The organism is Kineococcus sp. R86509 (assembly GCF_042466365.1).
GTDB lineage: Bacteria > Actinomycetota > Actinomycetes > Actinomycetales > Kineococcaceae > Kineococcus.
Window position 1 is genome coordinate 978,234 of the sequence record NZ_JAXHCE010000001.1, and the last position, 14,512, is coordinate 992,745.

Below are 14,512 nucleotides of genomic sequence, written 5' to 3' on the forward strand. Positions count from 1 at the left end.
TCAGCGCCCCAGGAGCACCAGGTGGTCACGGTGGACCACCTCGCGCTCGTAGGCCGGGCCCCACTGCCGGGCGAGCTCGCGCGTCGACCGGCCGAGCATGTCCGGCAGTTCTTCCGAGGAGTAGTTCACCAGTCCCCGGGCCAGCGCGTGGCCGTTTCCGTCGACCAGGTCCACCGGGTCCCCCGCGCGGAAGCGTCCCGACACCCCGACGACCCCCGCGGGCAGCAGCGAGGAGCGGTTGGCGCGCACCGCGCGCACGGCCCCGTCGTCGAGCACGAGCCGGCCAGCGGGTGCGGCGGCGTGCGCGAGCCAGAGCTGTCGCGTGCTGCGGCGGGCCCGGCGAGCGGTGGGCAGCGCGAACCAGGTGCCGACGTCCACCCCGCTCAGCGCGTCGTGCGCGAGCGTCGCGGAGGTCACCAGCGTCGGTACCCCCGCGGCGACGGCGATCGCGGCGGCCTCGACCTTCGTGCTCATCCCGCCCGTCCCGACGCCCGCGGCCCCGGTGGAGCCGACGGTCACCCCCGAGAGGTCCTCGGGGCCGCGGACCGTGGCGATCCGGCGCGCGCCCGGCGTCGAGGGCGGGGCATCGTAGAGGGCGTCGACGTCGGAGAGCAGCACGAGCGCGTCGGCGCGCACGAGGTGGGCGACGAGCGCCGCGAGCCGGTCGTTGTCGCCGAAGCGGATCTCGTGGGTCGCGACGGTGTCGTTCTCGTTGACCACGGGCACGACCCCGAGGCCGAGCAGCCGTTCCAGCGTGCGCTGGGCGTTGCCGTAGTGGGTGCGTCGCACGACGTCCTCGGCCGTCAGCAGCACCTGCCCGACGGTGAGGCCGGCTCGGGCGAAGGCCCGGGTGTACTCGGCCAGCAGCAGGCCCTGCCCGACGCTGGCCGCGGCCTGCTGGCTCGCCAGGTCACGCGGACGCTTGCGCAGGCCCAGCGGCGCCAACCCCGCCGCGATGGCGCCGGAGGAGACGAGGACGACGTCCCCGCCCTCCACCCGGCGTCGCGCGAGCACGTCCACGAGCGCGTCCAACCGCGACGCGTCCAGTCCCCCGGCCGCCGTCGTCAGCGACGACGAGCCGACCTTGACGACGACGCGCCGGGCCTGCGCGAGGTCCTCGCGCCGGGCGACCGGGGACGGGGTGGTCACTGCTGTGAGAACTCCTCGCTGGTGGTGTCCTCGTTGGTCCAGTGACCGGCCTGGCGTTCGGTCTCGAGCTCCCCGCGGGCCTCGGCCTTGGCGGCACGACGCTCGCGTTCCTGGACGCGCTTCTCGTCACGGGTGGGACGGGAGTGGTCCTCCAGGCGCAGGTCGCTGCCGCGCTGGCCCAGGACCTCGGCCCCGGCGATCATCGTGGGTTCCCAGTCGAAGACGACGGCGTTCGCGTCGTCGCCGATGATGACCTCGGCGCCCGGGGTCGCCCCGGCCTTGAACAGCTCGTCCTCGACGCCCAGGCGGGCGAGGCGGTCGGCCAGGTAGCCGACGGCCTCGTCGTTGGTGAAGTCGGTCTGGCGGACCCAGCGACGGGGCTTCTCGCCCCGGACGCGGAAGCGGACCTGACGGTCCTCGACGTCGCCGTACTCCTCGCGCGTGACCTTGAAGCCCTGGTCGTTGATCGCGGGCGGGTTGAGCACGATCCGGGTCGGGACCGCTTCCGGCGCAGCGGCTCGCGACGCGGCGACGAGTTCGGCCATCGCGAAGGACAGCTCGCGGAGCCCGGTGTGCGCGACCGCGGAGACGACGAACACGGGCGCGCCGCGCTGCTCGAGGTCGGCGCGGACGATCTCGGCCATGTCCCGCGCGTCGGGCACGTCGGCCTTGTTGATCACGATGATCCGCGGACGGTCCTGCAACGGGACCGTGCCGTCGTCGACGGGGTAGGCGGCCAACTCCTTCTCGATCGCCTCGAGGTCGCTGACCGGGTCGCGGTCGCTCTCGAGGTTCGCGCCGTCGAGGACGTGGACCAGGGCGACGCAGCGCTCGACGTGGCGCAGGAAGTCCAGGCCCAGCCCGCGGCCCTCGCTGGCGCCGGGGATCAACCCGGGGACGTCGGCGATGGTGTAGCGGGTGGAACCGGCCTCGACGACACCGAGGTTGGGGACGAGCGTGGTGAAGGGGTAGTCGGCGATCTTGGGCCGGGCCGCGGACAACGCCGCCACCAGGCTGGACTTGCCGGCGCTAGGGAACCCGACGAGCGCGACGTCGGCGAGGGTCTTGACCTCCAGGTGCAGGTCGAGGACCTCACCGGGCTCACCGAGGAGGGCGAAACCGGGCGCCTTGCGCTTGGCGGAGGCCAGCGCCGCGTTGCCCAGACCACCGCGTCCACCGGGAGCGGCCACGAAACGGGTTCCGTAGCCGACCATGTCGGCGAGGATCTCGCCCTTGGCCGAACGCACGATGGTGCCCTCGGGGACGCCGATGACGAGGTCGTCGCCCTCGGCGCCGTTGCGGTGGCTGCCCATCCCGAAGCGGCCGTCGGGCGCGCTGCGGTGCGGCCGGCGCTGGAGCTCGAGGAGGGTCGTCACCTGCGGGTCGACCTCGAGGATCACGTCCCCGCCCTTGCCGCCGTTGCCGCCGTCGGGGCCGCCGAGCGGCTTGAACTTCTCGCGGTGGACCGAGGCGCACCCGTTGCCGCCGTCACCGCCGGACGCGTGGACGACGACGCGGTCGACGAAGTGGGTGGACATGGTTGAAAGCCTCTCGTAGCCCAGCGATGGTGATCTTGCAGGTAGTCCCAGCTCGATCTCCGGCGCTGGGTGCCGGCTCCACGGTTGCGGGGGCTGACGCACGGAGGGGCGGACCGGATCGCTCCGGTCCGCCCCTCCGCGTTCACGACTGGTGGTACGTCACACGCCGGCTGCGACGATGTTGATGACCTTGCGGCCACGACGCGTGCCGAACTCGACGGCGCCGGGGATCAGAGCGAACAGCGTGTCGTCGCCGCCACGGCCCACACCCGCACCGGGGTGGAAGTGGGTGCCGCGCTGGCGGACGATGATCTCGCCCGCGAGGACGACCTGACCGCCGAAGCGCTTGACGCCGAGGCGCTGGGCGTTGGAGTCACGACCGTTGCGCGAGGAGCTCGCGCCCTTCTTGTGTGCCATGAGTCAGCTCACTCCCCGATGCTGGTGATCTTGACGCGGGTCAGCGGCTGGCGGTGGCCCTGACGCTTGCGGTACCCGGTCTTGTTCTTGTACTTCAGGATGGTGATCTTGGGGCCCTTGGCCTCCTCGACCACCTCGGCGACGACCTTGACACCCGCGAGAGCCGAAGCCTCGTGAGTCACGGTCTCACCGTCGACGAGGAGAAGGGGCTGCAGTTGCAGCGTCTCCCCGTTGGCCACGGGGACACGGTCGATGGTCAGCACGTCGCCGACCGAGACCTTCTCCTGCCGGCCGCCGGCGCGGACGATGGCGTACACCACAACGAACCCGTTTCTCTCGTCACAACTGGAAGGCCAGCAGACCGATGGACGGTCTGTGGCTCGCGCACGATGGCGCACCAAGGGTCAAGCGTACGGAACGCCGTCCCATGGGTCAAAACGGCTGGCCGCGAACGGCCGGCCGAGTCGTTCAGTCGCCCGCGGACGAGGCGCCCGGGGCGGACCCCTCGCGCTCCTCGCGCTCCTTGTGGCGGGCGGCCGCGGCCACGGCCGCGATCGCGGCGAGGACCGCGGAGTCCTTGGCGGGCTCCCGGGGGGCGTCCTGCTCGGACTCCCCGCGCGGGGCGGAGCCGTTCGAGGAGGATCCCTCGACCGAGGGGGCGTCGCCGGCGGGACGGCCGTTCTCCGTCTCCCCCTCGGCCCCCTTGTCCCGGCCCCGACCACGGCGCGAGCGGGACTTCGTGCTGCCCCCGTTGCCACCGGAACCGCCGTTGCCCCCACCGTTCGAGGAGGCGCCGGAGGAGCCGTTGGAGAAGGGGCCGGAGGAACCGCTGGAGGAGCTCGAGGAACCCGTGGGCGTCGGCTGCGGGGCGGGGTTCGCGTCGGCGGCGGCGTCGAGCTCCTCGAGGACCGCCGCGAGGCCCTGTCCGGTCCGCTTGCGCGTCATCTGGACCAGCCCGAGCGAGGTCACCTCGGCCACCTGGTGCTTGGTCCGGTCCCGGCCCAGGCACTCGATGAGGCGGCGCAGCACGAGGTCGCGGTTGGACTCGAGGACCATGTCGATGAAGTCGATGACGATGATCCCGCCGATGTCGCGCAGCCGGAGCTGACGGACGATCTCCTCCGCGGCCTCGAGGTTGTTGCGGGTGACGGTCTCCTCGAGGGTCCCGCCGACACCGGTGAACTTCCCGGTGTTGACGTCGACCACGTGCATGGCCTCCGTCGGGTCGATGACCAGGGAACCGCCCGAGGGCAGCCAGACCTTGCGGCCCAGCGCCTTCTGCAGCTGCTCGTCGATGCGGTGGTGGGCGAAGACGTCCTCGCTCCCCTCCCAGCGCACGAGCCGGTCAGCGAGGTCGGGGGCCACGTCGTCGACGTAGTCGCGCACCGTCTCCCACGCCTCGTCCCCGGACACGACGAGCTGGGTGAAGTCCTCGTTGAAGACGTCGCGCACGACACGGACGGTGAGGTCCGGCTCGCCGTGCAGCAGGATCGGCGAGTTCTTGCTGGACGCCTTGGCCTCGATGGCCTCCCAGGTGGCCTGCAACCGCTGCACGTCCGCGGCCAGCTCCTCCTCGGCCACACCCTCGGCGGCCGTGCGCACGATGACGCCGGCCCCCTCCGGGACGACCTGCTTGAGGACCTTCTTCAACCGCGCGCGCTCGGTGTCGGGCAGCTTGCGGGAGATGCCCGTCATCGACCCGCGGGGGACGTAGACGAGGTAGCGACCGGGCAGCGAGACCTGGCTGGTGAGTCGCGCACCCTTGTGCCCGACCGGGTCCTTGGTGACCTGGACCAGGACGGAGTCGCCGGACTTCAGCGCCGCCTCGATCCGGCGCGGCTGCCCCTCGAGCCCGGCGGCGTCCCAGTTGACCTCACCGGCGTACAGCACGGCGTTGCGGCCCTTGCCGACGTCGATGAACGCGGCCTCCATGCTGGGCAGCACGTTCTGCACGCGGCCCAGGTACACGTTGCCGACCATCGTGGTCTGCGCGGACTTCGCGCCGTAGTGCTCGACGAGGATCCCGTCCTCGAGGACGCCGATCTGGGTCTTGTCGTCCTGCTGACGCACGACCATCACGCGTTCGACGGACTCGCGGCGGGCCAGGAACTCGGCCTCGGTGAGGATCGTGCGCTTGCGGCCCTGCTCGCGGCCCTCGCGGCGGCGCACCTTCTTCGCCTCGAGACGCGTCGAACCCTTGAGCGCGGTGATCTCGTCCTCGCCGGTGCCACCGGTCGTGACCGCGGCACGGGGACGACGCGGTTCCCGGACCCGGGTGACGGTGTTCGGCGGGTCGTCGGGCGAGACGTCCTCGGACTCCGCGGAACCGCTGCGACGGCGACGGCGACGACGGCGGCGCGAGGACCCGTTCGACTCCTCGCCGTCGTCGTCCTGCTCGGTCTCGTCCTCGGGGTCCTCGGTCTGGTCCCCGGAGTCGGTCTCGGCGACGTCCTCGTCGTCCGCGCCGGTCTCGCCCGACTCGTCCTCGACGTCACCGTCGACGGGGGTGCGGCTGCGGCGACCGCGGCCACCGCGGCGGCGACGCCGACGCGGCGCACCACCGTCGTCGTCGTCGTCGTGGTCGTCGTCGCCCGCGTCACCCTGGTCATCGATCTGGTCGTCCTCGTCACCGGTCCGGTCGAGGGCGTCGTCCACCTCGACGTCGGACTCGCCGTCCTCCTCGCCGTCGAAGGCGAAGGTGTCCTGGTCGCTGACGGGGGGCGGGCCGGCGGGTGCGGAGGCGCGACGGCTGCGACGCACGGGCTCCTCGTCGACGGGGGCCTGGAAGAAGAGGGCGGTGGCGCGGGCGGCCGCGTCGGCGGCACGCTCACCCTCGCTGGGGGCCCGTCGTCCCTGGGCGAACCCGGCGGCTCGCAGCAGGACCGGGTCGTCCATGAGGTCGGGGTCCTCCGCCACCGGGGTGACGGGGGCCTCGACGGGGGCTTCCTCCACCGGGACGTCCTGCGCGAGCGCAGCGGCCTCGACGGGCTCCTCCTCGACGGGGACGGCCGGCACCACGGGCGCGACGGCCGTCTTGCGGCTGCGACGACGACGGGCGGGGGCCGCGGCCGGGGCCTCGGCGGGGGCCTCCGCAGTGGTCTCCACGGCGGCCGGTTCGACGGCGGGCTCGGGGGTGGGTTCCGGGGTGACCTCGACCTGGGGGGTCACCTCCGCCACGGGTTCCACGACGGGCTCCACGACGGGTTCGGCGACAACGGGTTCGGCGGCCACCTCGGCCGGGGTCGCGACCTTGCGGGTCGCCCGACGCGCACGACGACGCGGCGGCGCCTCGGTCTCCACGACAGGCTCGGGTGCCGGGGCCACGACGGGCTCCGGCTCCGCCGCCACGACGGGATCGGGCGTCGGTTCCGCCACAGCGGGGGTGGCGGGGGTGGCGGGCTCGGCCGCGGCGCTGGTCTCGCCGGACACGTCGACGTGGGCCGGCGGACCGGCGGGTCGACTCGCGGCACGGCGCCGGCGGGGCCGCGTCGTCGCCGCGCCCTCGGCTGCTGCTGCGTCGTTCTCTTCGGGTGTGGTGCTCACGGGTGCTCCGCTCGCCCGCGGCGCCCGCTCCACCGGTGAACCCACGGCCGCGCGAGCGTCCTGGTCGGAATCGCCGGGTGGGTCGTCCCGCACCCGACGGAAGTCCTCTGTGTGCACCGACGGGTTCGCGCTCTTCGCGTGCTCCGTCCGTGCCGCCGGCGGTCGACGTCCGGCGTGTGGCCCGGGGCGCCTGCGAGGTCCTTCCACTGGACCGCGGCGCTCCCCGGAGCCCGCGCGCAGGGCGACGGTCTCGACAGCGGGCCGGGCGCCCGGTGTAGGGAACGCTCGACCACCGTCAGTGTCGCACAGCTCGCCAGGACGGGTCCGGGCCGTCCGCGGCAACCGTCGCCAAGGGGGCCGGCGGTCCGCTAGTCTCCGATCAACACCATCCAGAGTGGCCGAGAGACCTGGCTCGACGACGCCACAGCAACCACCGCGCAGCGGCAGGTGCTCCCGCCAGGGCGATGGAGGAAACAGCGTGATCAGCCGTACCCGCTCGACCCTGACCCGGCGCTTCCACGTCGACTTCTCGCGCGCCGCCTCCACGGCGTGTCGCCAGGGCGCTCCGATGCGCCGGGGGACGCCGCGCGCGGTCTGAGCACCGCCGCCGCATCCCCGCAGCACCTCGCTCGACCTCCTCCCCCGCGCCCTCGCGCACCCCGACGGACGGTCACCGTCCGCCTACCCCCCGGAGCACACCCATGTCCGCGCCCCGTCGCACCCTCCTGCCCGCCAGCACCTCCCGACTCCTCGCGTCCCGTCGGCGGGTCCTCTCCGGGGCTCTCGGTCTCGGCACGCTCGCCGGCACCGGCACGCTGGCCGCCTGCGGTGACGAGAGCACCTCCTCGGGCCTGAGCGCCGGGAAGGCCGTCGACCTCAAGGGGGCGACGATCAAGCTGATGGTGAACCAGCCGCACGTGCTGGCCTTCACGGACCTGCTCGGCAAGAAGTTCGCGGCGGAGTTCGGCGGGAAGCTCGAGGTCACGGCGATCCCCTACGACCAGCTCACGAGCAAGCAGATCCTGGACGTGCAGGGCGGCGACGGGGAGTTCGACGTCTTCGACTACTTCTACTTCGGCCTCGGCCAGCTCGTCGACGCCGGCGCCCTGGTCGACCTCACGGACTGGATCGGCGCGAACACCGACATCGCGACCGACGACTTCCTGCCCTCGATCTACGACCCGTACACCCTGATCGACGGCAAGCGCTACGGCCTGCCCTTCGACGGCGACACCCACGTCCTCTACTACAACACCGAGGTCTTCGAGAAGTACGGCGTCGAACCGCCCACGACCTGGGACGACTACGACGCGGTCGCCGCGAAGATCACCCAGGACTCCGGCGGCAGCGTCTACGGCGCGATCGTCGAGGGTCAGCAGGTCCCGATGATCCTGGGCTGCTCCTTCATCAACCGCCTCGCCGGCTACGGCGGCACGCTCGTCGGCTCCGACGGCAAGGCCGCGTTCCACGGGGCGGAGGGGCTGGCCGCGCTGCAGCACCTCATCGACGTCTCCCCCGCGGCCCTCCCGACACCGCTGCAGACCGGCTTCGACCAGGCCAACTCCGCCTTCCTCTCCGGTCAGGGCGCGATGCTCGACACCTGGACCGACCTCGGGCTGAAGGCGCAGGACCCGGCCGGCTCGAAGATCGTCGACAAGTGGGGCGTGGTCACGCTCCCCGTGGGCGGGAAGAACACGACCGCGCGCACCGCGCTGGACGCCGGGTTCGGCCTGGGCGTCTCGAGCGCCTCCCAGCAGATCGACAAGTCCGCCGCCTTCGTGAAGTGGGCGACGAACCAGGAGAACAACCTGCTGCTCGCCTCCACCGCGGGTTCCGGGATCGACCCGGCGCGCAAGACCGTCCTGGACTCCACCGACTACGCCACGGCCGCGGGCATCGCGACCGACGTCATCCGCGAGGGTCTCGACGGTGACCCGCTGGCCTGGCCGAGCCGGGCCGGTGCGCCGAAGGCGCTGCAGGACCTCGTCGACCAGCTGGCGCTCGCCATCCAGGGGTCCACGGAACCGCAGGCCGCGCTCGACAAGGCCGCTGAGAGCTGGGAGAAGGAACTCGGATGAGCCAGCTCCTGGACGGGCAGCGCACCGTGCCCGGGCCGCGGCGGGGTCGCCGCGATCCTGCCGCCCGGCGCGCGGTCCCCGGCCGCCACCGGCCGGGGCACGTCTCGACGTGGCTGGCCGCGCCCAGCCTCGCGGGGCTGGCGCTCATGCTGGTCTACCCGACGGTGTTCGTCGTGGCGTTGGCCTTCACGAAGTCGTCGCTGGGCAAACCCCTGCAGCACTTCACGGGTCTCGACAACTTCGTCGACGCCTGGGAGTCGCTGGCGTTCGCGGGCTCGCTGGTCCGCTCCGTGGTCTTCGCCGTCGTGGCCGCCCTGGTCGCGACGGGCCTCGGGATCCTCCTCGCCCTGTTGCTGCACGCGCGGGGAACCCGGTTCGGCGCCGTCGGGACGATCCTCCTGCTGCCCCTGGTCACGCCGCCCGTCATGGTCGGGGTGGCCTGGAAGCTCATGCTCGCCCCCGTCGGGGGCGCGTTCGGCGGGTTGTTCTCGGCGATCGGCTTCCCCGGCGCGAACCCGTTGGGCGACAGCGTGGGAGCCTTCGCCGCGTTGATCGTCATGCACGTCTGGCAGTGGACGCCCCTGGTGACCCTGCTGGTCTTCGCGGCCCTGCTGGGGGTCCCCGAGGAACTCCGCGAGGCGGCGTCCCTCGACGGCGCCGGTGCGTTCCGCACGTTCACCTCGGTGGTCTGGCCGGTCGTCGCCCCCAACGTCCTCTCGGTCCTGCTGCTGGAACTCGTCATCGGGTTGAAGGTCTTCGACCTGGTGACCGTGGTGACCCAGGGCGGGCCGGGGGTCTCCACCATCGTCAGCAGCTTCGAGATCTTCCGGACGGGCATGCGCGGCAGCTACGAGATCGGGACGGCCGCCGCCGAGACGCTGGTCTTCGGCCTGGTCGTCGGGGTCCTCACCACCGTGGTGACGCTGGTGCGTTCGCGTGCCGTGAAGGCCGACCGGTGACCGGCGCCGTGCTGCGCCGCAGCGGTCTGCGCGTGATCCTGGCGGCCGTCGCGTTCGTGGCGCTGCTGCCGATGCTGTTCATGGTCTCGCTGTCGCTGCGCAGCGTGGACGACATCGCCAACGGCGGCTGGCTGCCGACGAACTTCGTGTGGTCGAACTTCAGCAAGGCCTTCGCGACGGTCCCGCTCTCGACGATGCTCGCGAACTCGTGGGTCGTCGCGATCGGGGCGACGCTGCTCACCTCGATCGTCGCGGTACCCGCCGCCTACGTGACCGCCCGGGCCGGGGCGCGCGGTGAGCGTCTGCAGACGGTGCTGCTGGCCAGCTACTGCGCCCCGCCGATCGTGGCGGTCCTGCCGCTGTACTACCTGCTCAAGCAGGCGGACCTGACGAACTCCGCGATCGGGCTGGTCCTGGTCAACGGCCTGGCCAACGTCCCCGTCGCCGTGTGGTTGCTCGACGGTTTCGTGCGGCGCATCCCGCTGGAGGTCGAGGAGGCCGGCTGGGTCGACGGCCTGTCCACGACGAGGGGGCTGTGGCACCTGGTGCTGCCGCTGCTGGCGCCCGGACTCGTCGCCGCCCTGCTGATCTGCCTGTTCCTGTCCTACAACGAGTTCCTCTTCGCCGTGTCGTTCTCGCAGAGCACCTCCAGCCAGACCCTGCCGGTCGGGTTGTCGCTGTTCCAGGGTGACCGCACGGTGCAGTTCGGCCAGCAGGCCGCGGCGTCGCTCGTCGGGATCATCCCGATGTACGTGCTCGCGGTGGTGGCCCAGAAGTGGCTCGTCGGTGGGTTGTCCGCCGGGGCCGTCAAGTGACCGAGTTCGAGGAGACGTCCGTGACCGACCGCAGGATCCACCTGAACGCCTTCGACATGACCTGCGTCGGTCACCAGTCCCCCGGGTTGTGGAGGCACCCGGCCGACGAGTCGCACCGCTTCGACGACATCCGCTACTGGACCGACCTCGCGAAGCTGCTGGAGCGCGGGAGGTTCGACTCGCTCTTCATCGCCGACGTCCTCGGGATCTACGACGTCTACCAGCAGGGTCCCGAGACGGCGCTGCGCGAGTCGACGCAGGTCCCCGTGGGCGACCCGCTGCTCGCGGTGTCGGCGATGGGTGCGGTCACCGAGCACCTCGGGTTCGGGGTCACCGTCTCGCTGACCTACGAACAGCCGTACTCCTTCGCCCGGAAGATGGCGACGCTGGACCACTACACCAACGGTCGCGTCGGCTGGAACGTCGTGACCAGCTACCTCGAGTCCGCCGCGAGGAACCTCGGCCTCTCCACCCAGATCACCCACGACGACCGCTACGAGCTCGGCGAGGAGTTCATGGAGGTCGTCTACAAGTTGTGGGAGGGCTCCTGGGAGGACGACGCCGTCGTCCGCGACGCGGAGGCGGGGGTGTTCACCGACCCGGCGAAGGTCCACCCGATCGAGCACCACGGCCGGTTCTTCGACGTCCCCGGCATCGGGCTCACCGCGCCGTCCCCGCAGCGCACGCCGGTCATCTTCCAGGCCGGTGCCTCCCCGCGGGGGATCGCGTTCGCGGCCCGGCACGGGGAGGCCATCTTCAACACCGCCACGCGTCCCGAGGTCATGTGCCCCTGGGTCGACCGGCTCCGGGCCTCGGCCGCGCAGGCCGGTCGCGACCCGCGTAGCGTCAAGGTGTTCACGCTCGTCACGATCATCACCGCGGCCACCGACGAGGAGGCGCGGGCGAAGTACGAGGACTACGCGCAGTACGTCAGCTACGACGGCGCCCTGAACCTCTACGGCGGCTGGAGCGGGCTGGACCTCTCGAGCTACCCGCCGGACGAGCCGCTGGAGTACGCCGAGACGGAAGCCGTCCGCAGCGCCGTCGAGGCGTTCTCCACCGCCGACCCGGACCGGAAGTGGACGCCCCGCGACATCGCGAACTGGGTGGGGATCGGGGGGATGGGGGCCGTGATCGTCGGCTCCCCCACCACCGTCGCGGACGAACTGCAGCGCTGGATCGAGGTCGGTGACGTCGACGGGTTCAACTGCGCCTACGCCGTCACCCCGGGCACGTTCGAGGACATCGTCGAGTTCATCGTCCCCGAGCTGCAACGCCGTGGCGTCTACCCCAGCGACTACGAGGGGGAGACGCTGCGCGAGACGATCTACGGCAAGGGTCAGGTCCACGTGCGCGACGACCACCCGGCGGCGTCGTACAAGGTCTCCCGGGTGCCGCGGTGACGGCCCCCGTCGCCGCCGACTCCGCCGCGGCGTCGGTGTCCTCGAACCTCTCCGCCCTGCTCGACGTCTTCCCACCCGCGAACGGGTGGGTGTGAGGAGAACCATGACCACCAGGAACCAGGTCCTCGACGCCGCCCGCGACGTCGCGAACCACCTCGCCCTCGACGCGCTCGAGCGTGACCGGGCGAACGCCGAACCGTTCGCCGAGGCCGAACTGCTGCGCAAGGCGGGCCTGCCGAACGTGCTGCTGCCCGCGACGATCGGCGGGGCCGGCCTGCCGTGGTCGGTCGCGCTCGAGGTGGTCCGCGAGATCGCCCGGGCCGACGGCTCGATCGCGCAGCTGCTCGCCTACCACTACGTCAACGCGCACAACCTCGTCTGGGTCGCCGACGACGCGGGCCGGCGCCGCTGGGGTGTGCCCACGGCCGAGAACCAGTGGTTGTGGGGCGACTCGGTGAACCCCGTCGACCCGGACCTGCAGCTCGTCCGCGACGGGGACGGGTACCGGTTGCGGGGCACGAAGAACTTCTCCACCGGCGCGAGCGTCGGTGACGTCACGGTGGTGGGTGGCCTGACCGACACCGGGGAGGACCTGCTGGTCGTCGTCCCCCGCGAGGCCGAGGGTTTCGTCAAGGGGGGCGACTGGGACAACCTCGGTCAGCGGCTGTCCGCGTCGGGTTCGGTGCGCTTCGACGACGTCCGCGTCGAACCCGACGCGGTCCTCGGCTCGGCCTCGACGAGCGGGGCGTTCGGGTCGCTGGTCACGCCCGCGATCCAGGCCGCGTTCGGGCACTTCTACCTCGGGGTCACCCGGGGGGCCTTGGAGGCCGCCGCGGAGTACACCCGCACGTCGTCACGGCCGTGGCTGCTCTCCGACGTGCAGAAGGCCGTCGAGGACCCCTACGTGCTCGCCACGTACGGGCGGCTCGTGGCCCGGCTGCGAGCGGCGGAGGCCCTGGGCCGCAGCGTCGGTGACTCGCTGTCGCAGGCGCACGAGCGCGGCGGGGACCTGACCTGGGCCGAACGCGGCGAGGTCGCAGAGGAGATCGCGGCCCTCAAGGTCGTGTCCTCCGACCTGGCCCTGGAGGCGACGTCGGCGATCTTCGAGGTGACCGGGGCCCGGGCGTCGGCGAACCGGTTCGGGTTCGACCGGTTCTGGCGCAACGTCCGCACCCACACCCTGCACGACCCCGTGCAGTACAAGGCCCGCGAGGTCGGCGACCACTTCCTCACCGGCGCCCACCCGGCCTTCTCGCTCTACACCTGACGCCTCTCCCCCCGCGGAAACAACACTTTCCGCCCTCGAACGCCTCCCCGGAGGGCGGAAAGTGTTGTTTCCGCCCTCCGGGGTGGGGGGTCAGGGGGTGTGGCGCAAGAGCACGGCACCGTGCGGTGCGAGCACGACGGGGATCGCGGTGCCGCCGGGCGCGACGCCGCGGGTCGAGTTCTCCTGCGCCGTCACGGGCACCGTCGGGACGGGTGTCCCCGTCCACAACTCCTCGACGGTGCCGAGTCGCGCGGGCAGGTCGACGTTCTGGCTGTCGAGGGCGACCTCCAGGGGCTCCGCCCCCAGGTTGAACGCGGCGACGTAGCCGACGTCCTCCCCCTGCGACGTCCAGAGCACCAGCGGTCCCTCCCGGAACACCTCGCGGTTCCCCGTGGAGGACAGGACGGCGAGCACGTCGGGGTTGGTGAACAACGCGATCGTCGCCGGGTCCGAGGTCGGCAGGTCACCACCGATCATCAACGGGGACCGGGCCACCACCCACAACGTCATGAGGGTCCTGCGTTCGGCCGGCGTCAACCGGTCGTGCCGGGGTTCCCCCCGTTCGGCGCGGATCCCCACCCGACCGAGCGGGAGCATGTCGCCGTCCGGCCACCCCTGCGGCCCCGCGTGCGGAGCCCAGCGCGCGAACCGGGCGAAGTTCGCCTCGACGTCCTCCCACCGGTCCCACAGGTCGTCGCAGATCCGCCACATCGTGGCGTGCTCGCGCAGGTGCCCCAACCGCGACAGGGAGAGGTCACGTCCGGGCGACAGGCTGAGTTCCATCGGCCGCCCGCAGCGCCGGATGGCGGCGGCGAAGGCCTCGATGTCGACGGCCTGGTAGGGCCAGAGCATGTCGTCGACCTTGAGGAAGTCGACGCCCCACTGCGCGTAGAGGCTCAGGACCGAGTCGTAGTAGGCCTGAGCACCCGGGTTCGTGTGGTCGAGGCCGAACATGTCGGGGTTCCACTCGCACACGTTGGTCCGGTCGGCCACCTCGTCCACCCCGGGCGCCGAGCGCGGGATCCCGCGCATGACGTGGATCCCGAACTTCAGGCCGAGGGCGTGCACCTGCTCGGCCAGCGGAGCGAACCCCTCCCCACCCGCGGCGGACGGGAAGCGGCCCGGGTCCGGCACCAGCCGGCCGAGCTCATCGAGGCAGAGCGGCGCCCCGTCGTTGTACCCGTGTGCGCGGGCCGTCGGGTCGGACCAGTCGATGTCGACGACGACGGTGTCCCAGCCGAACTCCAGGAGGTGCTCGGCCATGAAGCGGGCGTTGGCGAGCACCTCCTCCTCGGTCACGGTCGTGCCGTAGCAGTCCCAGCTGTTCCAGCCCATCGGTGGAC

The 14,512-nt window shown here is 72.1% G+C and carries 11 protein-coding genes and 1 riboswitch; of the genes, 5 read left to right on the forward strand and 6 right to left on the reverse strand.

The features are described from left to right. The 5 genes from proB to SJY07_RS04690 form a co-directional block, all read right to left on the reverse strand. The gene (gene proB / locus SJY07_RS04670) at positions 1-1,149 is read right to left on the reverse strand and encodes a glutamate 5-kinase (RefSeq protein ID WP_380157333.1); all 1,149 of its coding nucleotides are present in this window, start codon (positions 1,147-1,149) and stop codon (positions 1-3) included. Further along, positions 1,146-2,687, reverse strand: coding sequence for a GTPase ObgE (gene obgE / locus SJY07_RS04675; RefSeq protein WP_380157335.1), 1,542 nt, complete (start codon positions 2,685-2,687; stop codon positions 1,146-1,148). Before obgE ends, proB begins: the two co-directional genes overlap by 4 nt. Before the next feature lie 159 nt (positions 2,688-2,846). Then, positions 2,847-3,104: a 50S ribosomal protein L27 gene (gene rpmA / locus SJY07_RS04680; protein ID WP_328295402.1), complete on the reverse strand. Its 258-nt coding sequence runs from the start codon at positions 3,102-3,104 to the stop codon at positions 2,847-2,849. A gap of 8 nt (positions 3,105-3,112) precedes the next feature. Further along, positions 3,113-3,424 carry a 50S ribosomal protein L21 gene (rplU, locus tag SJY07_RS04685; RefSeq protein ID WP_380157337.1) on the reverse strand — a complete coding sequence of 104 codons (312 nt, stop codon included), beginning with the start codon at positions 3,422-3,424 and terminating at the stop codon, positions 3,113-3,115. 148 nt (positions 3,425-3,572) lie between these two features. Beyond that, positions 3,573-6,647 (reverse strand): Rne/Rng family ribonuclease, encoded by a 3,075-nt coding sequence (locus tag SJY07_RS04690; RefSeq protein ID WP_380157338.1) that lies wholly within the window; start codon positions 6,645-6,647, stop codon positions 3,573-3,575. A gap of 382 nt (positions 6,648-7,029) precedes the next feature. Next, positions 7,030-7,118: riboswitch (SAM riboswitch) on the forward strand. 230 nt (positions 7,119-7,348) lie between these two features. Here SJY07_RS04690 and SJY07_RS04695 point away from each other — a divergent pair. The 5 genes from SJY07_RS04695 (at position 7,349) to SJY07_RS04715 (ending at position 13,169) form a co-directional block, all read left to right on the forward strand. Then, complete coding sequence (locus SJY07_RS04695; protein ID WP_380157340.1) at positions 7,349-8,725, forward strand: ABC transporter substrate-binding protein; 1,377 nt, start codon at positions 7,349-7,351, stop codon at positions 8,723-8,725. Then, on the forward strand, positions 8,722-9,684 hold the full coding sequence (locus SJY07_RS04700) for a carbohydrate ABC transporter permease (protein WP_380157342.1): 963 nt from the start codon (positions 8,722-8,724) through the stop codon (positions 9,682-9,684). Before SJY07_RS04695 ends, SJY07_RS04700 begins: the two co-directional genes overlap by 4 nt. After that, a complete protein-coding gene (locus SJY07_RS04705; RefSeq protein ID WP_328295398.1) occupies positions 9,681-10,499 on the forward strand; it encodes a carbohydrate ABC transporter permease in 819 nt (272 codons plus the stop codon). The genes SJY07_RS04700 and SJY07_RS04705 overlap by 4 nt, the downstream gene beginning before the upstream one ends. 56 nt (positions 10,500-10,555) lie before the next feature. Then, complete coding sequence (locus SJY07_RS04710) at positions 10,556-11,902, forward strand: LLM class flavin-dependent oxidoreductase (protein ID WP_380162164.1); 1,347 nt, start codon at positions 10,556-10,558, stop codon at positions 11,900-11,902. 103 nt (positions 11,903-12,005) lie between these two features. Continuing rightward, a complete protein-coding gene (locus SJY07_RS04715; RefSeq protein WP_380157344.1) occupies positions 12,006-13,169 on the forward strand; it encodes an acyl-CoA dehydrogenase family protein in 1,164 nt (387 codons plus the stop codon). Positions 13,170-13,259: 90 nt separating this feature from the next. Here the strand turns inward: SJY07_RS04715 and SJY07_RS04720 are convergent, their stop codons facing one another. Next, positions 13,260-14,504: an alpha-galactosidase gene (locus tag SJY07_RS04720; RefSeq protein WP_380162166.1), complete on the reverse strand. Its 1,245-nt coding sequence runs from the start codon at positions 14,502-14,504 to the stop codon at positions 13,260-13,262. Positions 14,505-14,512: the final 8 nt, after the last annotated feature.